Genomic DNA, 24,113 nt, shown 5'->3' with positions numbered 1-24,113 from the left:
TTTGCAGCGTCATTGTTATATTTATTCCCATTACACTTATCTGTTCGTAATAGACTCCATAAAGCCTATATTGAATCTATACATTCTTATTCTCTCGATAATTTCCCTTATGATTATAACTAATAAGCTTTATTGAGTCTTAATAAGATAAATTCGAGTAAGAAAATATGACTACAATCAAAAAGTCTCATTTAACAGAGAAGATAAGTTATGAGTACATAATCAATTTATCAATGAACATTATAAAAGAATTCATTGTAAGAAATAAACTTTTGAGATGTAAAAAGTACAAAAGAAGCTTTTTCGAGAAGAGGAAATATATTTTACAGAGAACTCTTTTTTAAGCACTCTATGACGTAATTACTGATTTCAACAGAAAGATCACTCGTATACACTAAAAAAACTCTAAAACAAGAAATATTCTAGAAGTTCATATGAGCTTATGCGTAAACTTTTATGACGCAAATAAAATAGGCTTTTGTTGCAATCATCATTTTTTATGAAAAATATTTGATTATGTTTTTTCTTCTAGAAATTCTTGCGGTGTAAAACGATACGTTTTTGAGCAAAATTCACATGTGACTGAAATATAGTTATCTTTAACCATTTTATTGCGTTCATCACTAGGAAATCCTTCTAGGATTCCTTTAATTTTTTCGCATGAACAAGAACATTGATCGACAAGAGAAAAAGAATTAAAAACTCTAACACCTTGTTCATGAAAAAGACGAAACAATAACTGTTTACTACCCACTTGGGGATCTGTTAATTCTGAACTTTCAATCGTTTTCATGAGTATTTTAGCTTCCTGCCATTGGTTATTCAATTGGGTGTTGGTTTTCTTTTCTTCTCGCTTTTGATGAGGAGCATCTATTTTATGATGAGACGATTCTTGGGGTAAAAGTTGGGTCAAAATACCTCCAGCTCGCCAGCTTTTCTGGGGTTTTCCTTGTTGGTCACGATTAATTAATATGGCAACAGCCAAACGAATATCGGTAGGAATTTGCTCTGATTGATCAAAATAAATACGAGAAGCTTCTTGTAAATTTGATCCCTCTAATGCAACTATCCCTTGATAGGGTTGCATGTGGGGACCTTGATCAATTGTGAAAGCTAAAGTGCCTTTTCCTAAAAGTATTTCTGAAGAGGTTTGACCATTGTCTATGGCTTGTTTAAGCTGTTCCTTATCAAAACGAGCATATCCACGTAAACTGGAAGGAGGCGAAAAATCGCACACCAACATATTAACCGGTCCATCGGAATGGGTTTGTAGAATAAATTTTCCCGTAAGTTTTAGAGAAGTTCCAATCAGAACCGTTAAAAGTAAAGCTTCTGCTAGAAGATAAGAAACCGGTTCAGGGTATTGATGTCTTGTGAGAATAGAATTTAAAGTTTCCCCAAGTTGTACGGCACGTCCACGGATATCAAGTTCTTCAACTTGAAAGGGAATAACACTATCATCTTCATGCAAGAAGCTGTTGTTGAGAGAGGCTTCATCCTTAGCTTGTTCACTCATAGCTTTACCTTTTTTATATAATTTGTTATAGGGAGGCTATTGTGGAGAGAAAAACGCATCTTGTAAACACCAAGAAAGAATTGCTTTTTGAGCATGAAGACGATTTTCAGCCTCATCGAAGACAACGGAGTGCGGTCCATCAATCACAGAATCAACCACTTCTTCACCACGATGAGCAGGAAGACAATGCATAAAAAGAGCATCCGGTTTTGCTAATTTCATGAGAGCTTCATTTACTTGATAAGGCTGAAAAATAGAATGACTGCGAGCACGAAACTCTTGTCCCATGGAGACCCATGTATCGGTCATAATACAATCAGCATCTTGAGCCGCTTCTTGGGGATTATGGGTTAGCATAAGATGCGCTCCCCGCTCACGTGCCCAATGTACAAATTGTTCTTGTGGTTCACTGCCCTTTGGTGTGGCAACACGCAAATGAAAACCAAAAAGAGCTGCAGCTTCAATTAAGGAATGGAGCACATTATTACCATCTCCCATCCATGCAAATATTTTGCCAGCAATTGACCCTCTATGTTCCTCATAGGTTAAGATATCTGCTAAAATTTGGCAAGGATGTGTATCATCTGTAAGGGCATTAATGACAGGAATTTGTGCATATTGTGCCAATTCGAGCATACGTTGATGTTTTGTTGTTCGTAATATCACGATATCCACAAAACGGGATAAAACTCGAGCCGTGTCAGCTATAGTTTCACTGTGACCAAGCTGCATCTCTGAGCCCGTGAGCATGATTGTATCTCCCCCAAGCTGGCGCATACTGATATCGAATGAAATACGGGTTCGTGTGGATGGTTTTTCAAAAATCATCGCGAGCGTTTTACCTATAAAAGGTTTTGAACCTTTTCCTGCTTTAAAAGATGCTTTAAGGATTTTTGCATAATCGATTAATGCACGTGCCATTGCTGGCGTTAAAATGGATAAATCCGTGAAATGACGAAGAGCATTTGTCATGTGTGTGATATTTGTCTGTCCTTATTTATTTTCGAAAGATAAGAAATTGCTTTTTCAATACGACGCAAACTTTCATCTATTTCTTCTTCCTTGATAATAAGAGGAGGCAATAAGCGCACAACGTTATTGTTGGCAGCAACACTTAAGAGATATTCACTTTCCAAGGCATTAACAACAAGATTTGAAGGCACAACACACTGAATGCCCATCATAAGCCCCATCCCCTGAACAGCGCAGATAATATCAGGATAGATATTGAGAATGTGCAAAAGTCCATTTTTTAATTTATCCCCCATACGCTGAACATGGTTGAGAAAACTTGGCTCTAACAAAATATCAAGAATACTATTTCCTACAGCCATTCCAAGCAAATTGCCTCCAAAGGTTGATCCATGCGTCCCAGGTGTCATACTTTTTGCAACTTTATCCGTTGCAAGGCAAGCACCTAATGGAAATCCACCTCCTAGTCCTTTTGCAAGGGTAAGAATATCAGGCGTGACATCACTCCATTCATAGGCAAAAAGCTTTCCTGTTCGTCCTACACCCGTTTGGACTTCATCTAAAATCAATAACAGACCATTATCATCGCATATTTTGCGCAAAAATCTTAAATATTCATGAGGGACCGTTCGTATTCCTCCTTCTCCTTGAATAGGTTCAATAAGAATAGCGGCGGTATTTTTATTAATAACGTTACGCAAAGCGGTTTCATCACAAAAAGGGACTTGAATAAATCCACCAGCTTTAGGTCCAAAGCCTTCAAGATATTTTTCATGCCCAGTCGCAGCAAGTGCTGCAAGTGTACGTCCATGAAATGCCCCTTCAAAAGTAATTATTTCAATGCGTGTTGAATGACCAGCGGCATAGTAATAATGACGCGCTGTCTTAAATGCGCATTCTAATGCTTCAGTGCCTGAATTGCAGAAAAAAACCTTATCTGCAAAACTATTTGCACAAAGCCGCGTAGCAAGAGCTGCTTGTTCAGGAGATTGAAAAAGATTGGAAACATGCCAAAGCTTTTCAGCTTGTATTTTGAGTGTATCAACCAATTTTGGATGTGAATACCCTAATGCATTAACAGCAATGCCAGATGTGAAATCAAGATAATGTTCTCCTTTATCGGAAATAAGCCATACACCATGCCCTTGTTCAAAATGCAAATTTCGTCGTGCGAAGCATTCATAAAGTGGTTGTACAGAGATGGTGTCCATCATAATTTCCTTTATATTTTAACCTTTTCAATATATATACAAAGCAACACTACAAATAAAACAACATGGTACATTTCGTTACGGTGCTTTCAACTTTCATTGCGATTAATGATTACACCTATGGAATAGATCATTACACCAATTGAAAAAAAGTCAATGAAGGTTCTATAAATAAGCGTTTTGGAAAAAAACCTAAACAAAAGTGAAAGCTTAACCTATGATTGATTGGCAAGTTGGGGAAAACATTCTAAATAAACTCTTCAAAAGGCAAAGACTCTTGTCATAAAGTGAGTGCATATTGTAATTTATGATATAGTGAAAAGAATGATGTGTTTTGATTTGTGAGTTCCATAGGTTGGATGATTTTTTTATGCTCGTTTAGAGTGTAAAGTTCTTTCATTCAGTGCAATGAAAACATTATTGAAACATTTGAAGATGCAAAGGGGGAGAGCATCTTAGTGACGTAATCGGAATGGAGTGCTGGTATGGGTTGGACATGTGAACGCGTTGAGCTTCTTAAAAAGCTTTGGAGTGAAGGATTAAGTGCAAGTCAAATTGCTGCTCAATTAGGTGGGGTCAGCAGAAATGCAGTCATCGGCAAAGTACATCGATTAAAGTTACCAGGTCGTGGTAAGACAGCACAAGGAAGCACGCGTTCGCAAAAAACTCCTGTGGGAAGCAGCAGCTCATCATCTCCACGTGTGCGTCGCAACACATCCACGGTATCGCCAATAAACACATCAGCTGTAAGTATTGAAGAAACCGCTTTAAAGACAGAATTTGTAGTGGAAGATGTAAAAGAAGTTGATATGTCCACAAAATCCAATGTAGTTGTGCCTATATCACGTCAACTTAATCTTCTACAATTGAGTGAAAATACATGTAGATGGCCGGTTGGCGATCCATTATCAGCAGATTTTCATTTTTGTGGTGCAGATTCTGATGAAAATAGCCCTTATTGTGCCTTTCACGCTAAGCTAGCATTTCAACCAATATCTGAAAGACGTCGGATAAGAGTGTAATATCCTCCGATTGAATCTCGTATTCTACGTCTCATTATTTTTAATTATTGAATTATTATGAGAAAGAAATTTGTTCTTTAATGAATGAAAAAATTTCTTCATGAAAGCATTCATCGTAAATTGTATCTTTTGATGCGAGTGTGTGGCTATGTGTTGTAAAATGTCTATTGTTGTTTATTTTTACGATTCTCTTTAATTCAGTTATACAGTTTTTAAAACTATCCATAGTAGCAATATCTTTTGAAGAACGTAGTTTCTTAATTTCTCATGTTTTTATTTTTCATATACTTAATAGATTAATGCATTGATTTATAAAACAATTTATCATTTTACATCCTGAATCAGATCCGCAAATATGATAAGACTCTCTCATTTTAAGTCTTCTTATATTGAATTAATAAAAACCTTTCGTTTGCACATCACAAACGAGATGAGAGCCGTGTAGAGTAAAAACACTTAAAGAAAAGCACACGGCTTATAAACTTTCTCAAGTACTAAGGGGAAATTCAAGGGCTGTCGCCATATTGGGAAGTGGTAAATCACGTTAGAATATCCGACCTTGCACTTTATATGTAAGTGTAAAGATGGTGGTGTACAATGAATTTTGTACACCTCATGGAGATTACTTTTTACACGCCCTTCCATAAAATGAATTTGAAAATATTAGGAGATATTTTTTTAATAAGCATGTGAATATGTAGTATAAGTATGTTCTGCCTGAAACATTCTGTTTTTCGTGAGTGCTGTTATCACATTAAATCTGTAAAAACAAAAGTATGAGGCAATGAGAGAGTGTAAAACAATGGTCTTTATAAGCCTTTATAAGAAAATTAAAAAATAAAGGGATATTGTATTTAAGGCTTTTGCGCAATATATGGAAATAATTAATTATCATTATTAATCAGTATATTATCACGTCTTTTCTATAACCTGTAATATACGATATCTTATAAAATCAATATTGAACCTAAAACGACCACAATAACATCACATTGCTTTTCACAATACGGAACGGCGCAACCAAACATAAAGCGCACCTTCTCCGCCATGTTGACGCGCTGCTTTTTCAAACGCATGGACATAATATCGAAAAGCTGGTGTTGATAACCAATACGGAACAAATCTATACAAAGCTCCATCGCTCCCAACGGATCGTCCTTTTCCTGTAATAACAAGAACATAACGCAATCCTCTCTGCTGAGAGGATTGTAGAAATTTTTTTAAGAAAAAATAAGCTTCTTCCTGCATATAACCGTGGAGATCAAGACGCGCCTCAAGAGGATAACGACCTTGGGAAATTTTACGATGTGCAACATGATCAAAGAAATGAACCTTTTGTGCTTGTGTAACTGCCCTCTTTTCTCTTTTAATAATTGTCGAGGGTTGTTGATTTTCCTGAGACAATAAGGAGATTTGAGTTACAGGCTGTTTTTTATCATTAATATTTGCAATAGTTTCTGAAGTAGAAGAGAGAATCTTACCGTGAAGCGGTGTTATCGTACGACAAACCATCTCCCATAAAAGGCGATCTTGTGAAGCCAATAAATCTCTTTTTTGTCTCCATTTATTTGAGGACATTTTAATTTCTCATAAATCATTGAATGCTTATGGAAGAAAAACAAAAAGTATTTTAATTTTCATTTTCTGTAGCAAAAAGCTTCCAGTTGGGATCTGACGATAAACTATTGCGAACAAAAGTCCAAATATCCCTGATTTCTACAATAGCATCAGGATCACCGTCTATACGCTCGCCCTGTTCATTATAAGTAACAGAAATCATCTCACTGACAATACGTATCGTTAAAAGTTCGTCTTTTTCTTGTATTGCCGCCGAGACAAACTCGATCTTATTAATTCCAACAAAAGTAAACTCTATTCTTTCTTTGTTTTTTTCTCGTTGTTCAATCGCTGTACAAAAGTTTTCAAAAACATTCTGACAAAGCAAGCTTTTTAGTTGACTGCGATCACCTTTGGCAAAAGCTGTTACAATCATTTCATAAGCAATTTGTGCACCTTTTATAAAAAATTGAGGAGAAAAATGCGGGTCAATTTTACGCAGTGCTCGCAAATTTTTATTCAAAATACTTCCCTCTGGTGCAATTTCATCAATTTCACTAAAATTGCCTTTTTCTGAATTTTTCTGATGAGGGAACGAAACAATATTATCTGTCGTTTCTGTCTCATCTTGTTTTTTAGAACGTCGTGAATAAGGATCAAAGGGTGGCTTTTCAAACCCAATTCGTTTCCCTAATACATTACGGAGTTGCACAAAAATAACAACCATAATAACAAGAGCGATGACAAGTATAACGTCAAATTCCATAGGCGCTGTCAATCTCCAAAGATTAAGTCTCTAATAAACATTGCAGTCAATACCATTTATCAATAAATATGTAAAATAAGGAATCTTATCATTCAAATATTTTTATAGATTTTATATTTAAACGGAGTTCTCTTAAGAATTTCTCCCCCTACTCATCCAGAAGGAAATTTTCATGTGATAAAACTTTATTCTATAAATCCTCGTTTTTTTGTTGTTATCTTTCTTTGCATTCTTTTAATCGAGATTGCTGGTTTTATCTTTGTTGGTCAAGAAATTGGTATTTTAGCAACCTTGAGTCTGGTTATTCTCACAACCATAGTTGGGGTTGTTTTATTGCGAATTCAAGGGATTAGCCTTTTAAAAAACATACAAACTGAACTTATCCAAGGACGCACATTAGAAAATAATATTATCAATGATGCTTTCATTATGTTCAGTGCGATTTTACTTATTCTTCCCGGCTTTGTAAGTGATCTCTTGGGAATATTACTTCTTATTAAACCAATTCGCTCTGTTGTTTGGCATTTCTTTTCATCATTAAAAAACAAAATGAATCAAAATACTAAAAGAAAAAATGACTCTGAAAAAATAATTGACCTTAACGCAGAAGATTACACAATTCATGATACGACAGAATCTCCATGGCGCAAAAATGATGATAACCATTGAAATGCCTAAAAAATCTGTAACAAACTAAAAAAATATTCAAGATAAAGAGCGCATTTCTTGCAACCTTTTGCAAGGCGTGATAACCAATCTGGTCTTTAGATCTAAAATAAATATACATATTATAATGAGAGAGGTTCGTCGTATGGCCGAAGGTGAAATGAATAACAGTGGTGGAGAGCCGGTTTTTGCTGTATTAACTCAATATTTAAAAGATTTATCATTCGAAAACCCTGGTGCTCCTCGTTCATTGCGTGCACGTGAAAAGTCACCACAAATTGATATCAACATCAATGTCAATGCTAACCCAATTGGTGATGATAATTATGATGTCGTTTTGTCTCTCTCCGTTAAAGCCAATGATGACACTGAAACCTTATTTCATGTAGAACTGATTTACGGTGGTGTTTTCCACCTTAAAAACATTCCACAAGAACATGTTATGCCACTGGTCTTTATTGAATGTCCCCGTCTTTTATTTCCATTTGCTCGCCAAATTATATCTGATGCTACTCAAAGTGGTGGTTTTCCACCTTTGTGGATTGATCCTATTGATTTTGCAGCACTCTTCCAAAAGCGTCTTGCTGAAGAACAAAAAGACAGTCAAATACAGCCCTCTTAAAAAGTTTATTCTTTTGCTATCAAAAAGCCCCTTGATATATATTGGTATATTAGGGGCTTTTTCCCTTTAGACGGCTTTTGCGGCATGATAAGCCGCAAGCATTGCAATATTGACAACATCTGTATCGCTTCCACTAAATGGTACAATTTGGACAGATTTTTCCAATCCAATTAAAATAGGACCAATGATGGTTGCTTCACCAAGTTCTTGTAACATTTTGCTGGCAATGGAAGACGCGTGATATCCAGGCATAACTAAAATATTAGCAGTCTCTGTTAATCCCATAAATGGGTATTGCTGCATCAATTTGGAATTGAGCGCCACATCAGCGCTTATTTCTCCATCAAACTCAAAATCAACCTTGCGTTCGTGCAAAATATTAATTGCATCCTGAATTTGCTGCGTCGTCTGCCCTTTCATGTAGCCAAACGTAGAAAATGCTAAAAATGCTACCCGTGGTTGATATCCAAATCCACGCACAAACGAAGCTGTTTGTTCCGCTATATCAGCAAATTCTTCAGCATTAGGATTTTCATAAACAGCTGTATCGGCAATAAACACAGTTCGGCCACGGCAAATGGCCATTGAAATACCAATCAATCGTTCTTTTGGTTTTTCATCAATTGCCCGACGTATATCGATCAACGCTGTTTCATAATTGCGTGTCACCCCTGTAACCATTGCATCAGCATCTCCTAGTGCCACCATACACGCAGCAAAATAATTGCGATCATTATTGATACGACGATGACAGTCACGCAACAGCCAGCCTTGACGCTGCATCTTTTTATAAAGATAATTCGCATAAGCATCTGTACGGCAAGAAAGCTTGGCATTTATAATAGAAATACCTTCACGCTCCAAATCAATTCCAGCGATAACAGCTGCTTCTCTTATTTGCTCTTCCCGACCAACCAAAATCGCTTGTCCTAATTTTTGATGAACATAAGAAACGGCTGCCCGCATAACTTGTTCTTCTTCACCTTCTGCAAAAACAATTTGTTTTGGCGCTTGACGAACGTGGTTATAAACCCCACGCATTATCGAAGAAGTAGGATCACGCCTCGCATTTAAATCACGCTCATAGGCCTCTAAATCATCTATGTTCTTTTGTGCAACACCGCTTTCCATTGCTGCTTTTGCTACCGCTATTGAAACAACTGTGAACAAACGCGGATCAAAAGGAACGGGAATGATATAATTAGGACCAAATTTTAATCGCTTTCCACGATAAGCTTCTGCAACGCTGTCAGGTACTTCCTCATGCGCTAAATCAGCAAGAGCTCTTGCCGCAGCAATCTTCATGTCTTCATTAATAACTGTTGCACGCACATCAAGCGCACCACGAAATATATAAGGAAAACAGAGAACATTATTAATCTGATTTGGATAATCGGAACGCCCTGTTGCAACAATAGCATCATGACGCACTTGCATAACCTCTTCCGGCGTAATTTCTGGATCGGGATTGGCCATAGCAAAAATGATCGGCTGCGGCGCCATGGATTTTACCATTTCAGGGGTAAGGGCCCCTTTAGCAGAAACCCCGAAAAATATATCTGCTCCTTCCATTGCTTCCATAAGCGTACGTTTATCCGTTCGAATAGCATGCGCAGATTTCCACTGATTCATTCCCTCTTTACGACCTTCATAGACCACGCCCTTTGTATCACATAATATGATATTTTCAGAACGAAAGCCCATTGCTTTAATCAGTTCAATACAAGCAATCCCAGCAGAACCAGCACCATTACAGACTAACCGCGTGTTTTGCATATCGCGCCCTGTTAAAGTCAAAGCATTGAGAACACCCGCAGCAACAATAATCGCTGTACCATGTTGATCATCGTGAAAAACAGGAATATTCATCACCTCGCGTAGGCGGCTTTCAATCATAAAGCACTCAGGTGCCTTAATGTCTTCAAGATTGATTCCACCAAAAGAAGGTTCTAAATGACGCACCAAATTGATAAAACTTTCCGTATCATTTATATCAATTTCTAAATCAATGGAATCAATATCCGCAAAACGCTTAAACAGCACTGCTTTGCCTTCCATGACCGGCTTAGAGGCAAGGGCACCTAAATTGCCTAACCCTAAAATAGCTGTACCATTTGAAATAACAGCAACAAGATTGCCTTTTGCTGTATAATCGTAAGCGAGTGCTGGATTTTGAGCAATTGCCTTAACTGGAACTGCAACACCTGGTGAATAAGCAAGTGCTAAATCATGCTGTGTTGCCATAGACTTTGTTGCAACAATCTCAAGCTTTCCTGGTCGACCACGACTATGAAAATCTAGAGCTTCTCTTTCGCTCGCACTGTAAACAGTTTGAGACATTTTCTGATCCTGCTCGCTCTTTTTCATCTCACTTTATTTTCTCCAAAAACAGTGTAAATTTTGCTTGATAATGCGTATAGTTATTAAATTTGATTCATATGTTAGAAATCGCTATTCTTGCCTTAGCAAATCTGATGATACGTTGCAATTTAGAGATAAATAAATATCGAAGTAAACAAAAAAGAGTAAAAACTTCACTTAAAGGAAACAGGCCTCGTACAAATGGATAAAAAAAACAATCATAAAAATAATTTAATTCCACAGCCTGCCTCCTCATCTGCTTCCTCTCAAGAACGTCTTACACCTATGATGGAGCAGTACATAGAAATCAAAGCCATCAATCACGATTCCCTTCTCTTTTACAGGATGGGGGATTTCTATGAATTATTTTTTAATGATGCAATTGAAGCGGCTCAGGCTTTAGGAATCACACTCACAGCACGCGGAAAACATTTAGGACAAGATATTCCTATGTGTGGTGTTCCCGTTCATGCGGCAGATGATTATTTGCAAAAACTCATTGCTTGTGGTTATCGCGTTGCTGTTTGTGAACAAATAGAAGATCCTGCTGAAGCAAAAAAACGTGGCTCAAAATCTGTTGTTCGGCGTGATGTTGTTCGTCTTGTAACACCTGGAACAATAACAGAAGAAAAACTCCTTGATCCAACGCGTGCAAATTATTTGATGACGCTTTCCCGTATAAAAACCAGTGATGGAGAAGAGTTTGCTCTTTCTTGGATTGATATCTCAACAGGCATATTTCGTGTAACAGAAAGCCGCCAAGAAAAACTTTTGGCAGATATTATGCGTGTGGATCCACAAGAAATCATTGTTGCTGATTCCTTTTTTCATGATAAATCTCACAAATCGCTTTTTAATGTTCTTGATCGTATCGTTTCACCTCAACCTGCTTGTCTCTTTGATGCACTCACCGCTGAACGCGATATTTGCAATTATTTTAAACTCTCAACTCTTGAGGGTGTTGCCGATTATTCACGTTCCGAACTCTCTGCAATTGTGGCGGCTATTCGTTATATCGAAAAAACACAAATCACGCATCGTCCTCCCCTCATGCAGCCTGAGCGCCAAAATGAAAGTGCGACTCTTTTTATTGATGCTGCAACCAGATTAAGCCTTGAACTTATTCGTACGACATCAGGTCAACGGGATGGAAGTTTATTAAAAGCGATTGATCGCACTGTAACAGGAGGAGGGTCACGCCTTCTTATTGACCGCCTTATTGCTCCCCTCACCACTCCTTCAGCGATTGATACGCGTTTGGATTCTATCGATTTTTTTCTACGTAATCCTTCTTTTGCAGAAGCGATAAAGCTTATTTTAAAAGGGGGACCAGATATGCCCCGCGCCGTTTCACGTTTGGCTCTTGGACGAGGAGGCCCCCGTGATATGGCGACAATCCAACGCGGTTTTGAAATCATTCGTGAACTGCATCAACTCCTTAATAATGAGCTCCTGCCTCAAGAAATAAGTGATGTACAGCAGATATTTTCAAACTTACCCACAGCTTTATACATTCATTTAGAGCAAGCATTAGCTGATGATCTCCCACTGCTTAAACGTGATGGGGGATTTATTCGCTCCAATTATCATAAAGAACTCGATGAAATGCGGGCTTTACGTGACGAATCTCGCCGCGTTATCGCTGAACTTCAAGCGCAATATGCCCAAGAAACAGATATTAAGACGCTTAAAATAAAGCATAATAATATTCTAGGCTATTTCATTGAAGTAACCAGTACACAAGCATCTGCTCTCACAAATAATCCACAGGCTAAAGCACGTTTTATTCATCGCCAAACAATGGCAAACGCTATGCGTTTTACGACAACAGAGCTTGCTGACCTTGAAAGCCGTATTGCCCATGCTGCCAACCATGCATTGACGCTTGAATTAGAAATCTTTGATATTCTCGTTCAGGAAATTACCGAACAAGTTGACTTTATTCGTAAAGCCTCTGAAGCAATTGCAATTTTAGATGTCTCTGTCGCTCTAGCACATCTTGCTGAAGAACAAGGATATTGCCGCCCTAAAATTGATCATTCACTGACCTTTCATATTACAGCAGGACGCCACCCTGTCGTCGAGCAAGCACTCCGCAAACAAGCCGCAGAACCCTTTATTGCCAATAATTGTGATCTCTCTGTACAAAAAAATCAACAGTATGCAGCAATCTGGCTTTTAACTGGACCTAATATGGGAGGAAAATCAACTTTTTTGCGGCAAAATGCTCTCATTGCTATTATGGCACAAATGGGGTCCTTTGTTCCAGCAACTTCAGCGCATATTGGCGTCGTTGATCGTCTGTTTAGCCGTGTTGGTGCTTCCGATGATCTTGCACGAGGGCGCTCAACCTTTATGATGGAAATGGTTGAAACAGCAACGATTCTCAACCATGCAAGTCACCACTCCCTTGTTATTCTTGATGAAATAGGACGTGGAACATCAACCTTTGATGGACTATCTATTGCTTGGGCAGCCGTTGAATATCTCCATGAAGTTAACCATTGTCGTGCTATTCTTGCTACCCATTTTCATGAAATGACTGCGCTTACCGAAAAACTTGATAGACTGCATAATGTAACCATGAAAGTCAAAAATTGGGATGGTGATGTGGTTTTCCTTCATGAAGTCATACCAGGAGCTGCTGACCGTTCCTATGGTGTACAAGTTGCAAAGCTTGCAGGACTTCCCCCAGCCGTTATTACACGAGCGACAGATGTCCTCCATCAACTAGAACAAGGTGAAATGGCTGGAAAAGGGCATAAACTCATTGATGATTTACCCCTCTTTTCTCTTAAAGCAACATCTCCTGTCAATGAAGAAAGAAACAAACATTGTGTTCTTCACGAAGCTTTAAAAAATATCCATCCTGATGAACTCTCTCCTAAGCAAGCTTTAGAAACAATTTACCACCTCAAACAGCTTGAAGAGAGTACCCCCCTATAGAAAACAGATGTTATTTTTTATTAAATAAGCTTTCTTAATAGGAAATAAAGTGTCCTTTTCTGATATGTTTTGGTACAATATTTGTTTACCTTATTCCTATTGCTTTTCTACGCAATATATTTTGATAAGTAGAATGCATCTAGAGGAAAAATCCTATGCATTATATTTCATATTTCCCTAGATCAATCTTGGCGCTTATACAAAAAAATTGATCCACATCGATTCTTTTTACAAGACAATCATTTTTTGCAACGATTATCTTGAATTCTCCTCCACCTTGCCAACATGCATATTTAATGAATTACGCTTTTTCACGCTCAATATTATCTTACTCATAGCAACAGCGTTGGTTTAAAGCTGTCTGTGTGTATCATACTACCCCATTTTGCATGATAAATTCACGTGCAATAGATTACGCTTTTTCTTTATATTTCAAATGATAAAGAACTCTTTTACTGTTTCCACATGAATCATATAATTAAGTATATCAATGATATTCTAATTGCATTTTATTTTCCTAAAAAAGCTTTTGAAATCCTTCCCAACCTTAAACGACGAAGATTTCCACTCGAATTTGATCTGTAAACAGTCCCAATTCTAGCGGCTTCTTCTTAAGCTTCCCACTCATGTAATTAACTTACACAAGGACTTGACAAACAAGCCTAAGAATATTCACAACTCACGTTAAAAACACTTAAATGTTGAAAGCTTTCTTATATCCCACGTCTCAATGACAGTGTTTTATAGCCCAACAAAATAATATCACCAGTACAATAAATATCTTTCATAAGATGAGTAATAAGAGATCATAACCTTGCATAAAACTAGAATATGATATGAAAAGCGCTTGATACGACCTCACCTGTCTTACACAACTACTAAAAAAAATCCGCAGCAGCTTTTATAAATTTTATGCATCGCCTTTTAATCATACTTACGATAACTCAAAATATCCTGATAAGCTCATAAACTTATCCGCTTAGAATATCGTGCAAAAGATACCAAAAATCTCTTAGAGGACTATCTTTCTTTTATAAGTCAATACATTGATTTATAATTAAAGTTTAGCGTTATTGAACTTGAATTAGCCCCCCCAAATATCGTAAGATTCTTTCATTTCAAGCCTGTTTATCTTAAACCAATCAAAATCACTTGCTTGCACATCACAAGCGGGATGAGTGTGTGGGAAAAACTATAATACAAATGCCTCTTATGAACCCCAAGGATTGTAGCAATATCCATGAGCTGGCAAAGTGTGTGATGGTGCCGGCTTGCTTCTTCTCAAGCGTAAAGATGGGGCTGTTCAATGGATTTATCATTATACCATTCATAGGTACCGTCGCAAAATGCGCTTGGGAGCATTGAGAGATGTCTCTTAAAACGCATCCTTTATCTCATCAAATATTACGAACTGCACCCTTTGAAGCAGATGTGGTCATCGCTGCATAAGCTTTGAGAGCCTTTGAAATTTTACGCTGACGCTTCTCAACCGGTTGCCAAGCACCTTTTCCTTTTGCTTCCATCTTAGCACGACGCTGCCTCATTTCAATGTCATCAACCAATATATGAATGCTACGATTTGGAATATCAATTTCTATGATATCCCCCTCTTCTACCAACGCAATTTCTCCTCCTTCAGCAGCTTCTGGTGAAATATGTCCTATCGAGAGCCCTGAGCTCCCCCCTGAAAAACGCCCATCCGTAACAAGTGCACAAACCTTGCCCAATCCTTTAGATTTGAGATAACTCGTTGGATAGAGCATTTCTTGCATTCCAGGTCCACCACGAGGACCTTCATAACGGATTAAAACAATTTCACCTGTTTTAATCTTATCCGTTAATATAGCTGAAACAGCTGAATCTTGGCTTTCAAAAATTCTTGCTGGACCTTTAAAGGTTAAAATTGACTGATCAACACCTGCTGTCTTTACAATACAGCCATCTTTTGCAAGATTTCCATAAAGAACTGCCAATCCTCCATCTTGTGAATAAGCATGTTTCCTATCGCGAATCACACCTTTTTCACGATCAAGATCAAGAGTCTCATAGCGACTAGATTGGCTAAAAGCGGTTTGGGTTGGAATGCCACCTGGAGCAGCACGATAAAATGCACGAACTGTTGGTTCATTGGTTTGTTTTACATCCCAACGGTACAAAGCTTCTTTCATCGTTTTTGCGTGAACCGTATAAGTTGACGTATCAATGAGTCCCGCCGCATCCAATTCGCCTAAAAGCCCCATAATACCACCGGCACGATGAACATCTTCCATATGCACATTCGCAACAGCAGGAGCAACCTTGCATAAAACAGGAACACGACGTGAAAGATGATCAATATCCGTCATGGTAAAATCCACCTCACCTTCTTGCGCCGCTGCTAAAAGATGCAGTACTGTATTGGTTGATCCTCCCATGGCAATATCAACGGTCATTGCATTTTCAAAAGCCTTGCGTGAAGCAATAGAGCGTGGCAAAACTGTTTCATCATCTTCTTCATAATAACGCTTGACCAATGTAACAATCTGTTTTCCAGCTTCTTCAAAAAGCATCCGTCGATCTGCATGTGTTGCTAGCATTGATCCATTTCCGGGAAGCGAAAGCCCCAATGCTTCCGTTAAACAATTCATAGAGTTGGCCGTAAACATTCCTGAACAAGAACCACATGTAGGACAAGCAGCGCGCTCCATTTCAGCAACTTCTTCTTCTGAATTCTGTTCTGAAGCTGCTGCGACCATGGCATCAACCAAATCAACCATTAGATCTTGATCTTTCCATTTAATCTTACCTGCTTCCATAGGACCGCCTGAAACAAAGATTGTTGGAATATTCAACCGTAAAGCAGCCATTAACATACCAGGCGTAATTTTGTCACAATTAGAAATACAGACAAGTGCATCCGCACAATGTGCATTAACCATATACTCTACAGAATCAGCAATAATTTCGCGTGAAGGCAAAGAATAAAGCATTCCATCATGCCCCATCGCAATTCCATCATCTACAGCAATAGTGTTAAACTCTTTCGCAACACCACCAGCAACGGCTATCTGTTGTGCAACCAATTGCCCAAGATCCTTTAAATGGACATGTCCTGGTACAAATTGTGTAAAAGAATTCGCAATCGCAATAATGGGTTTACCAAAATCTGCATCTTTCATCCCTGTTGCACGCCAAAGACCGCGGGCTCCTGCCATATTACGCCCGTGAGTCGATATTCTTGAACGGTAAGAAGGCATTATTTTTTTCCCCTCAAATAATTCCATTTTTCTTGTTGTGCTGTAACTTCATTATAAAAACAAGAGCTTTAATATTCAAAAGAGAAAAATACCTTGGACTGAGGCATTTGAAGCACAAAATTAAAAGATTTGCATAAACTTCCTCATAAAGCTTTTGTTTTTTCTATTCCTTATCAATCAACATCCCATCCCTGCGTAACTCTATGTTTGAGAAAAATGTCAAGACGATTCAGTGTAGTATGAACTGTTCTAGATTTTTGTATGCCAGATTTGATGGCTATATTGCGTATATCTATTTGCGTAATTTCTGAAATTGGAAAGAATATAAAGGCATCGTGGTAAAAATCTATCATCTCCTTACAATTCAGCTTTACACCTTTCAAAAGCTTCCATAGTAATATCTTTTAAATAATGATGAGGCGCTGTCTCATACTTTTGTTTTTCACACTCTTCAATGGAGTTACCCCCTTAGGAAGAACAAAACACACCAAACAAAATACACTTGTATTGCCAATTTACGTATTCGTTTTAAAGAAACATTTCCCACTGCGCTCGAACTCAGTTCATGACAGCGCCCATAAAGGTATAACAGCCCTCGTGAATAATATAAACTTATGAGAAGCATCCTCACCACTTATGAAGAAGAAAACAAACACCATCATACATTTTACTCATCCCCAATGTTGCGAAGTCCTTGGCAATTAAGACAATTAAAAAGAGAGATTTTTATTCCTTTCTTCAAGTGTTTTTATCCACATGGCTCTCCTTGCTTATGACATCAAGCAAGTGACTTTAATTGTTTTAACATAAGAAGATCTCAAATGAGAGAACCTTATGATATTCGGGACTCTCATTCCAGTTGTAAAAAATTAATTATGAATATAAATCAATGTCTTATATCATTATACCCTTTATGAGAAAAACGAATAGAATTTATAAAGAACTCCGTTTTTCTCGTAAGGAAATCTAGTGCAGAGTTACAATTTGTAGTTCATGCTCATTGGCTCCAGCAAGAGCGATAGAGCGTTCATCGGATAAAATGATAGGATAACCTGTTTCACCAAAGAGAGCCCATATGGTAATGCCTGGGGTCATTGGTGGAAGATCTGGAAAGTTTTTAGCCAAGTCATCTGTACAAACTTTTTTTAAATAGGCAATCTGTCCCGCATCAGAGTAGGCTGTGTTCTGAAACGATAAGTTTTGTTTATGTTCTCCCATTTCACGGTTCCTTTACGCCTTAACTTTTATGACTCACCACTACTGACTTTAATTGGAATCTGTTTTATTTCTTTTTTTAATCTTGGTTGATACAGATTAATTGATAAAAGACCATTTTTCAACTCGGCATTTGCGACGTGCATCCCTTCCGCAAGAATAAAGATCCGCTGGAATTGTCGCGCTGCTATACCGCGATATAAATATTGATGATTTTGGTTGTCTGTTTGTTTACCATGAATAACCAATTGATTATCATCGAGCAAAATATTAAGATGATTAATCTTAAATCCAGCAACAGCCAAAGTTATCCGGATATGATTTGCATCATCGTTTTTATGTAAACGTTCAATGTTATAGGCTGGGTAAGCTTCATCAGCTTTACCGATACGTTGCAATGTTTTTTCTACGGTTTCAAATCCTAAAAGAAAAGGATTGGAGAAAGGCGTCACATGTGTCATTCATGAGTATCCTCTTTGAAAAGCGGCGTTACTTGACCAAACTCTATACAAAGTGTTCGCTGCATTCCTCTCATATGGCGAGCGTAAATGATAACTTCAAGAGAGAAGATTAAGAGAGTTCAATGACTCAACGTACCATAAAATTATCAAAAGCGCGAAATTTATCTAGTATATTATATAATAAAGATGAAGTTGCAGAAATATTTCGCCGTTTTTCTGTGCAACGCCCAGCGCCTAAGAGTGATCTTATCTATACAAATATTTTTACGCTTTTGGTGGCAGTTGTACTTTCAGCTCAAGCGACAGATGTAAGCGTTAATAAAGCGACAAAAGAATTATTTCGCCTTGCTGATCAACCGGAAAAAATGGTTGCATTAGGGGAAGAAGAAATAGCACTTCATATCCGTTCAATCGGTCTTTGGCGAGCAAAAGCACGCAATATTTATGCACTTTGCAACTGTTTAATTAATCAATATGGCGGTCAAGTCCCTGATACGCGTGAAGCACTTATGTCCCTCCCTGGAGTGGGACGAAAAACGGCTAATGTTGTTTTGAATGTTGCTTTTGGTCAACCTACATTGGCAGTAGATACACATATTTTTCGCTTAAGCAATCGTCTTGGTTTAGCGCCTGGCAAAACACCAGAGATTGTCGAAAAAAAATTATTAAAGGTTATACCGATCTATTATCTTCGTCATGCGCATCATTGGCTAATTTTACATGGACGCTATATTTGTCAAGCACGTCAAGCAAAATGTGCGCAATGCATTATTGCCGATTTATGTAAAGCCGCAAGCAAAACAAATGCTATTCCGGCACCTCTGGTTGAAATTCAAGGCAATGGAGCGCCCATTTTTTTATAATACGGTCTTGCTATTTTGTGTATACTGGCTTATGAGAACATTTTTGGAGCCGCCCGGCAGGGCATGCCGTGGCTGTTTAAATGCTTGTTCAAGCGTTGGTCCGCTTGATCAAATAAAATGTTTGATTGAATCAATTAATGTATGGAGTAGCAAAATGCCCAAGATGAAGACCAAATCATCCGCTAAAAAGCGGTTTAAAATCACTGCGTCAGGTAAAATTAAAGTAGCAGCTGCTGGTAAGCGCCACGGCATGATTAAGCGTTCGAATAAATTTATTCGCGATGCACGTGGAACAATGGTTTTGTGTGAACAAGATGCTAAAAAAGTCATTCAGCATTATTTGCCGAATGGTATTTAAACCTTACGCTTTTGATTTTGAGGAGATTATAATATGGCTCGTGTGAAAAGAGGTGTGACAGCACACGCTAAGCACAAAAAAGTTCTTAAACAAGCTGAAGGCTTTTATGGTCGACGTAAAAATACCATTCGTGCTGCTAAAGCAGCAGTTGATCGTTCAAAGCAGTATGCTTATCGTGACCGCAAAAATAGAAAGCGTACTTTCCGTGCTTTGTGGATTCAGAGAATTAATGCGGCTGTTCGTGCAGAAGGTTTAACTTATGGACGTTTTATTGATGGCTTATCAAAAGCTGGTATTGAAGTTGATCGTAAGGTTCTTTCAGACATAGCAATCCACGAGGCGGAAGCATTTTCAGCTCTAGTCGCTTCAGCAAAAAAAGCTTTAGAATATTTAAAAGACACAACACCTAATGCTTTTGAAGGCGCTGTCAAGTAAGCCAGTCGTGTTCTCTTAAAGCATTTATTTATTCGAGGTCCCGTGCTGGCTATTGCGAGTGCGGGTTTTTCTTTATTAGAAAATAGGCAAAAATATGAATGATATTGAGCGTCTGGAACAAGAAATTTGTTTAGCTTTAGAGGCAGCAGGTGATGAACAAGCACTTGAAACAGTGCGTATTTCAGCATTGGGTAAAAAAGGTAGTATCTCTGAAAAATTAAAAGAATTAGGAAAAATGGATGCTGGCGAGCGCCATAAAGTTGGACCTGTTCTTAATGGATTAAAAAATCGCATTTTAGAATTATGGGCACAAAAGCGTGATCTTCTGAAAAGACAGGCACTGGATGCCCGTCTTTCTCGTGAAACAGTTGATGTTACCTTGCCTGTTCGCTCTTCACCTATAGAACGGGGGCGTATTCATCCTATTTCACAAGTGATTGAGGAAATTATTGCCATTTATACGAAGTTGGGTTTTTCTCTTGCCGAAGGTCCAGATATTGAAACAGACTATTATAATTTTACAGCATTGAATTTTCCTGAAGGGCATCCAGCGCGTGAAATGCATGATACCTTCTTTTTTGATGTTGATAAAATGGGAGAGAGAAAATTATTGCGAACCCATACATCACCCGTACAAATTCGTACACTAGAAAAACAAAAAGCACCGATACGGATCATTATTCCTGGAAAAACTTACCGCATGGATTCGGATGCAACGCATTCTCCTATGTTCCATCAGGTAGAAGGTCTTGTCATTGATAAAACCTCCACCATTGCCCATATGATGTGGCTACATGAAACCTTTTGTAAAGAATTTTTTGAAGTTCCTTCTGTAAAAATGCGTTTTCGTCCCTCTTTTTTCCCTTTTACCGAACCATCTATGGAAGTGGATATTCAATGTGATCGTTCTGGTTCAGAAATAAAATTTGGTGAAGGACAGGGTTGGTTGGAAATTTTAGGATGCGGAATGGTGCATCCTCATGTGTTGAAAAATGTTGGTTTAGATCCCGATGAATATCAAGGCTTTGCATGGGGAATGGGCATTGATCGTATTGCCATGTTGAAATACGGTATGCCTGATTTGCGGGCTTTTTTTGATGCTGACCTGCGTTGGTTAGACCATTATGGCTTTCGTTGCTTTGATATGCCTGCTTTTTTTCCTAATAGAAATGTGTGATCTTAGTCATCGCTTTCATGTGAGGTTTTAAAATGAAGTTTACATTGTCCTGGTTAAAAGATCACTTAGAGACAAATGCATCTTTGGATGAAATTTGTGAAAAATTAACCGCTATCGGTCTTGAGGTTGATCACGTTGATGATCGGTCTTCTTTAAAAGGTTTTGTGATTGCAAAAGTTTTAACAGCAATAAAACATCCTGATGCAGATAAACTCCAGATTCTGTCCGTCGATACAGGAACTTCCACACCTGTTCAAGTTGTCTGTGGAGCACCAAATGCACGTGCAGGTCTTATTGGTATTCTGGCACTACCAGGCACTTATATTCCAGGACTCGATGTGACATTATCTGTAGGAAAAATCCGCGGGGTTGAAAGTTTTGGGATGATGTGTTCGCAAGCAGAGCTTGAATTATCAAATGAGCATGACGGGATTATCGAACTTCCAGAAGATGCACCTATTGGAAATTCATTTGCAGCTTATGCTGGTTTAGATGATCCGATCATTGATATTGGTTTGACTCCCAATCGCTCTGACTGTACAGGTGTTCGCGGTATTGCCCGTGATCTTGCTGCCGCTGGAATTGGAAAATTAAAAGAATTGTCTTTACCAAAATTTGATACTGCTTTTGAAACACCACTTCATGTTTCTTTAGATTTTTTGCAAGATTCATCGTTATGCTTAGGCTTTGCTTGGCGTGAAGTACGCAATGTTCAAAATGGCGAATCACCACAGTGGATGCAACAACGTTTGAATGCAATTGGTTTGAGACCGATTAATGCGCTTGTTGATATGACCAATTACATCAGTTTTGACCTTGGTCGTCCACTCCATGTTTTTGATGCAGATAAAATTAAAGGTAATTTGTGTGTACGTTGCGCGCGTGAAGGAGAACAGCTTCAAGCACTGAATGGAAAAATCTATCATTTGAGCGCTAAGAATTGTGTCATTGCAGATGACGAGGGAATTGTTTCGATTGCCGGCATCATGGGCGGTGAAAGAACGAGTTGTGATGAAACAACACATCGCGTTATTATTGAATCGGCGCTTTGGGATGCGCAAAGCATTGCACAAACAGGAAGAGCATTAGGTCTTATCAGTGATGCACGTTATCGATTTGAACGAGGTGTTGATCCGGCTTTTATAGAAACAGGGCTTGAAATTGCAACAGAATTGGTCTTACGTCTTTGTGGTGGTGAAGTATCTAAAAAAAGAATCGTTGGCTATCAGCAACAAAAAATCAAACAGATCGCTTTTCCTTTTTCTGAAATTAAACGTTTAACAAATTTGGAAATAGAACCTGAAAAAGTCAGCTCTATTTTAACAAAACTTGGATTTTTCGTTGAAGGAAAAGGAGATGTCGTTACGGTAAAAGTACCATCATGGCGCCCTGATATTATGGGTAAAGCCGATTTGGTGGAAGAGGTCATGAGAATTTATGGGTTAGATAAAATTAAACCTATTCCTTTGGAAAACTTTGCAGAAGGAAAAGATCAAATTTTAACATGCGCACAAATTCGTTCACGTGCTACACGTTTGGCTTTAGTACAACGTGGTATGAAAGAAGCGGTAACATGGTCTTTTATTTCTGAAAATCAAGCTCTTGCTTTTGGAGGAGGTCAAGAAGAGCTTAAATTAGTTAATCCTATTGCTGCTGATATGTCAGTAATGCGTCCTTCCCTTTTACCTGGTTTGATTATGGCGGCACAGAGAAATGCTGATCGTGGTTTTTCCGATCTTGCTTTGTTTGAAATATCCAGTATTTATGAAGGCGACGCCCCTGATAAACAACACAGTGTTGTTAGCGGAATTCGTCGCGGAACAGAGCAATTTAAAGGGGCTGGGCGTTTTTGGAATGGAAATGCAACAGTCGTTGATGTTTTTGATGCCAAAGCAGATGCTTTGGCTGTTTTAGAAGCATGCGATATAGATGTTGGGAAAGTGCAGATTGAAGTTGGGGCACCTGATTGGTATCATCCAGGTCGTTCAGGAGTCATAAAACTTGGATCAAAGATTATTCTTGGTTTTTTTGGTGTTCTTCATCCTGCTACATTAGAAACGTTAGATGTCAGTGGTCCTTTATGCGGCTTTGAAATTTTTCTAGATCGAATTCCAGAATCAAAGAAAAAAACGACCAAAAGCCGTTCTCCTTTGAAACTCTCACCTTTTCAAATGGTGCGGCGTGATTTTGCCTTTATAGCGGATAAAACTGTTGCCTCTTCTCTTATTATTCGTGCGGCAGGTGGAGCTGATAAAAAACTTATTCATTCAGTGCAGGTTTTTGATATTTTTGAAGATTTAAGCTTTGGTGAAGATAAAAAATCTGTCGCAATTGAAGTAACTATTCAGCCCATAGAACGGACTCTAACAGATGAAGATTTAGAAAAGCTTGCCTCAAAAATCGTGGATAATGTTACCAAAATGACAGGTGCATATTTGCGCTACTGAGTATTCTCATTTTTTATGAGATATTTTACATGAAGTGGGAGCTTGTTTGAGTACTCCCTTTTTGTTTAGCACTCAAGAGCTATAGAGCTTCTTGAAAGGGGATCTTATTACCAAAACAAGCTGCTTAAATCATCAGTTTTTTCAATATGAAAAAACTGTTTTTAAACATCTTGAAAAGTTATTTTTTCTCTTAATCCTTCATTGCAAATGTAAAAGATAACTGCTATTGCTAAATGATAATGCAAATTATTTGCAATAAAAAGAAGGCATATAAAGAAAAGA

General features: G+C 38.1%; 20 protein-coding genes. 10 read left to right on the top strand and 10 right to left on the bottom strand.

What is annotated here, in order from left to right:
• Nucleotides 1-514: 514 nt before the first annotated feature.
• Genes ACFILZ_RS01015 through ACFILZ_RS01005 form a run of 3 tightly spaced genes read right to left on the bottom strand, consistent with a single transcriptional unit; the run spans nucleotide 515 to nucleotide 3,699 of the window.
• Complete coding sequence (locus tag ACFILZ_RS01015) at nucleotides 515-1,516, bottom strand: Hsp33 family molecular chaperone (protein WP_375610029.1); 1,002 nt, start codon at nucleotides 1,514-1,516, stop codon at nucleotides 515-517.
• Between the two features lie 36 nt (nucleotides 1,517-1,552).
• Nucleotides 1,553-2,488 (bottom strand): ornithine carbamoyltransferase, encoded by a 936-nt coding sequence (gene argF / locus ACFILZ_RS01010; protein ID WP_375606181.1) that lies wholly within the window; start codon nucleotides 2,486-2,488, stop codon nucleotides 1,553-1,555.
• The gene (locus tag ACFILZ_RS01005) at nucleotides 2,485-3,699 is read right to left on the bottom strand and encodes an aspartate aminotransferase family protein (RefSeq protein ID WP_375606227.1); all 1,215 of its coding nucleotides are present in this window, start codon (nucleotides 3,697-3,699) and stop codon (nucleotides 2,485-2,487) included. The genes argF and ACFILZ_RS01005 overlap by 4 nt, the downstream gene beginning before the upstream one ends.
• Nucleotides 3,700-4,184: 485 nt before the next feature.
• On the opposite strand from ACFILZ_RS01005, the gene ACFILZ_RS01000 reads away from it, so the two are divergent.
• Entirely contained in the window at nucleotides 4,185-4,721 is a 537-nt protein-coding gene (locus ACFILZ_RS01000) for a GcrA family cell cycle regulator (RefSeq protein WP_375610028.1), read from the top strand.
• A gap of 999 nt (nucleotides 4,722-5,720) precedes the next feature.
• On the opposite strand, the gene ACFILZ_RS00995 is transcribed toward ACFILZ_RS01000, so the two are convergent.
• Both ACFILZ_RS00995 and ACFILZ_RS00990 read right to left on the bottom strand, forming a co-directional pair.
• Nucleotides 5,721-6,299 (bottom strand): Smr/MutS family protein, encoded by a 579-nt coding sequence (locus tag ACFILZ_RS00995; protein WP_375610027.1) that lies wholly within the window; start codon nucleotides 6,297-6,299, stop codon nucleotides 5,721-5,723.
• Nucleotides 6,300-6,351: 52 nt separating this feature from the next.
• Entirely contained in the window at nucleotides 6,352-7,044 is a 693-nt protein-coding gene (locus ACFILZ_RS00990) for a Tim44/TimA family putative adaptor protein (RefSeq protein WP_375606178.1), read from the bottom strand.
• A 174-nt stretch (nucleotides 7,045-7,218) separates the two neighbouring features.
• Between ACFILZ_RS00990 and ACFILZ_RS00985 the strand changes: the two genes are divergently transcribed.
• Both ACFILZ_RS00985 and secB read left to right on the top strand, forming a co-directional pair.
• Nucleotides 7,219-7,713, top strand: a complete 495-nt coding sequence (locus tag ACFILZ_RS00985; protein WP_375608953.1) for an FxsA family protein — start codon at nucleotides 7,219-7,221, stop codon at nucleotides 7,711-7,713.
• 142 nt (nucleotides 7,714-7,855) lie between these two features.
• Nucleotides 7,856-8,332 carry a protein-export chaperone SecB gene (gene secB, locus ACFILZ_RS00980; protein ID WP_375610026.1) on the top strand — a complete coding sequence of 159 codons (477 nt, stop codon included), beginning with the start codon at nucleotides 7,856-7,858 and terminating at the stop codon, nucleotides 8,330-8,332.
• A gap of 66 nt (nucleotides 8,333-8,398) precedes the next feature.
• On the opposite strand, the gene ACFILZ_RS00975 is transcribed toward secB, so the two are convergent.
• Nucleotides 8,399-10,699, bottom strand: a complete 2,301-nt coding sequence (locus ACFILZ_RS00975) for an NADP-dependent malic enzyme (protein ID WP_375610025.1) — start codon at nucleotides 10,697-10,699, stop codon at nucleotides 8,399-8,401.
• Nucleotides 10,700-10,894: 195 nt separating this feature from the next.
• On the opposite strand from ACFILZ_RS00975, the gene mutS reads away from it, so the two are divergent.
• On the top strand, nucleotides 10,895-13,639 hold the full coding sequence (mutS, locus tag ACFILZ_RS00970; RefSeq protein WP_375610024.1) for a DNA mismatch repair protein MutS: 2,745 nt from the start codon (nucleotides 10,895-10,897) through the stop codon (nucleotides 13,637-13,639).
• 1,253 nt (nucleotides 13,640-14,892) lie between these two features.
• Nucleotides 14,893-15,018 carry a hypothetical protein gene (locus tag ACFILZ_RS00965; protein ID WP_375610023.1) on the top strand — a complete coding sequence of 42 codons (126 nt, stop codon included), beginning with the start codon at nucleotides 14,893-14,895 and terminating at the stop codon, nucleotides 15,016-15,018.
• 18 nt (nucleotides 15,019-15,036) lie between these two features.
• On the opposite strand, the gene ilvD is transcribed toward ACFILZ_RS00965, so the two are convergent.
• The 4 genes from ilvD to ACFILZ_RS00945 all read right to left on the bottom strand — a co-directional run bounded on the left by ilvD (nucleotide 15,037) and on the right by ACFILZ_RS00945 (nucleotide 18,551).
• Nucleotides 15,037-16,875, bottom strand: coding sequence for a dihydroxy-acid dehydratase (gene ilvD, locus ACFILZ_RS00960; RefSeq protein WP_375606173.1), 1,839 nt, complete (start codon nucleotides 16,873-16,875; stop codon nucleotides 15,037-15,039).
• 173 nt (nucleotides 16,876-17,048) lie between these two features.
• Nucleotides 17,049-17,228 (bottom strand): hypothetical protein, encoded by a 180-nt coding sequence (locus tag ACFILZ_RS00955; RefSeq protein WP_375682324.1) that lies wholly within the window; start codon nucleotides 17,226-17,228, stop codon nucleotides 17,049-17,051.
• Between the two features lie 613 nt (nucleotides 17,229-17,841).
• The gene (locus ACFILZ_RS00950) at nucleotides 17,842-18,093 is read right to left on the bottom strand and encodes a DUF1150 family protein (protein ID WP_375606172.1); all 252 of its coding nucleotides are present in this window, start codon (nucleotides 18,091-18,093) and stop codon (nucleotides 17,842-17,844) included.
• 26 nt (nucleotides 18,094-18,119) lie between these two features.
• Nucleotides 18,120-18,551 (bottom strand): Hsp20 family protein, encoded by a 432-nt coding sequence (locus ACFILZ_RS00945; protein WP_375610022.1) that lies wholly within the window; start codon nucleotides 18,549-18,551, stop codon nucleotides 18,120-18,122.
• A 122-nt stretch (nucleotides 18,552-18,673) separates the two neighbouring features.
• Between ACFILZ_RS00945 and nth the strand changes: the two genes are divergently transcribed.
• The 5 genes from nth to pheT all read left to right on the top strand — a co-directional run bounded on the left by nth (nucleotide 18,674) and on the right by pheT (nucleotide 23,831).
• Entirely contained in the window at nucleotides 18,674-19,414 is a 741-nt protein-coding gene (gene nth, locus ACFILZ_RS00940; protein ID WP_375610021.1) for an endonuclease III, read from the top strand.
• 154 nt (nucleotides 19,415-19,568) lie between these two features.
• The gene (gene rpmI / locus ACFILZ_RS00935; protein WP_183193590.1) at nucleotides 19,569-19,772 is read left to right on the top strand and encodes a 50S ribosomal protein L35; all 204 of its coding nucleotides are present in this window, start codon (nucleotides 19,569-19,571) and stop codon (nucleotides 19,770-19,772) included.
• Nucleotides 19,773-19,805: 33 nt separating this feature from the next.
• Nucleotides 19,806-20,207: a 50S ribosomal protein L20 gene (gene rplT, locus ACFILZ_RS00930; RefSeq protein ID WP_012754515.1), complete on the top strand. Its 402-nt coding sequence runs from the start codon at nucleotides 19,806-19,808 to the stop codon at nucleotides 20,205-20,207.
• Nucleotides 20,208-20,301: 94 nt separating this feature from the next.
• Nucleotides 20,302-21,384, top strand: a complete 1,083-nt coding sequence (gene pheS, locus ACFILZ_RS00925) for a phenylalanine--tRNA ligase subunit alpha (protein ID WP_375606169.1) — start codon at nucleotides 20,302-20,304, stop codon at nucleotides 21,382-21,384.
• 32 nt (nucleotides 21,385-21,416) lie between these two features.
• Entirely contained in the window at nucleotides 21,417-23,831 is a 2,415-nt protein-coding gene (pheT, locus tag ACFILZ_RS00920; protein ID WP_375610020.1) for a phenylalanine--tRNA ligase subunit beta, read from the top strand.
• The last annotated feature ends 282 nt before the right edge of the window (nucleotides 23,832-24,113 follow it).

Source organism: Bartonella sp. AP40SXNS, assembly GCF_042195825.1.
Lineage (GTDB): Bacteria > Pseudomonadota > Alphaproteobacteria > Rhizobiales > Rhizobiaceae > Bartonella.
This window is presented reverse-complemented; position numbering and strand designations above follow the sequence as displayed.

What these genes read in the sequence shown, in the direction of transcription:
- argF (WP_375606181.1), bottom strand. Translation starts at nt 2,488, where the DNA reads ATGACAAATGCTCTTCGTCATTTCACGGATTTATCCATTTTAACGCCA.
- rpmI (WP_183193590.1), top strand. Translation starts at nt 19,569, where the DNA reads ATGCCCAAGATGAAGACCAAATCATCCGCTAAAAAGCGGTTTAAAATC.
- ACFILZ_RS00950 (WP_375606172.1), bottom strand. Translation starts at nt 18,093, where the DNA reads ATGGGAGAACATAAACAAAACTTATCGTTTCAGAACACAGCCTACTCT.
- ACFILZ_RS01000 (WP_375610028.1), top strand. Translation starts at nt 4,185, where the DNA reads ATGGGTTGGACATGTGAACGCGTTGAGCTTCTTAAAAAGCTTTGGAGT.
- ACFILZ_RS01005 (WP_375606227.1), bottom strand. Translation starts at nt 3,699, where the DNA reads ATGGACACCATCTCTGTACAACCACTTTATGAATGCTTCGCACGACGA.
- mutS (WP_375610024.1), top strand. Translation starts at nt 10,895, where the DNA reads ATGGATAAAAAAAACAATCATAAAAATAATTTAATTCCACAGCCTGCC.
- ACFILZ_RS00995 (WP_375610027.1), bottom strand. Translation starts at nt 6,299, where the DNA reads ATGTCCTCAAATAAATGGAGACAAAAAAGAGATTTATTGGCTTCACAA.
- rplT (WP_012754515.1), top strand. Translation starts at nt 19,806, where the DNA reads ATGGCTCGTGTGAAAAGAGGTGTGACAGCACACGCTAAGCACAAAAAA.
- ACFILZ_RS00955 (WP_375682324.1), bottom strand. Translation starts at nt 17,228, where the DNA reads ATGATAGATTTTTACCACGATGCCTTTATATTCTTTCCAATTTCAGAA.
- ilvD (WP_375606173.1), bottom strand. Translation starts at nt 16,875, where the DNA reads ATGCCTTCTTACCGTTCAAGAATATCGACTCACGGGCGTAATATGGCA.
- secB (WP_375610026.1), top strand. Translation starts at nt 7,856, where the DNA reads ATGGCCGAAGGTGAAATGAATAACAGTGGTGGAGAGCCGGTTTTTGCT.
- pheT (WP_375610020.1), top strand. Translation starts at nt 21,417, where the DNA reads ATGAAGTTTACATTGTCCTGGTTAAAAGATCACTTAGAGACAAATGCA.
- ACFILZ_RS00990 (WP_375606178.1), bottom strand. Translation starts at nt 7,044, where the DNA reads ATGGAATTTGACGTTATACTTGTCATCGCTCTTGTTATTATGGTTGTT.
- nth (WP_375610021.1), top strand. Translation starts at nt 18,674, where the DNA reads ATGACTCAACGTACCATAAAATTATCAAAAGCGCGAAATTTATCTAGT.
- ACFILZ_RS01015 (WP_375610029.1), bottom strand. Translation starts at nt 1,516, where the DNA reads ATGAGTGAACAAGCTAAGGATGAAGCCTCTCTCAACAACAGCTTCTTG.
- ACFILZ_RS00945 (WP_375610022.1), bottom strand. Translation starts at nt 18,551, where the DNA reads ATGACACATGTGACGCCTTTCTCCAATCCTTTTCTTTTAGGATTTGAA.
- pheS (WP_375606169.1), top strand. Translation starts at nt 20,302, where the DNA reads ATGAATGATATTGAGCGTCTGGAACAAGAAATTTGTTTAGCTTTAGAG.
- ACFILZ_RS00975 (WP_375610025.1), bottom strand. Translation starts at nt 10,699, where the DNA reads ATGAAAAAGAGCGAGCAGGATCAGAAAATGTCTCAAACTGTTTACAGT.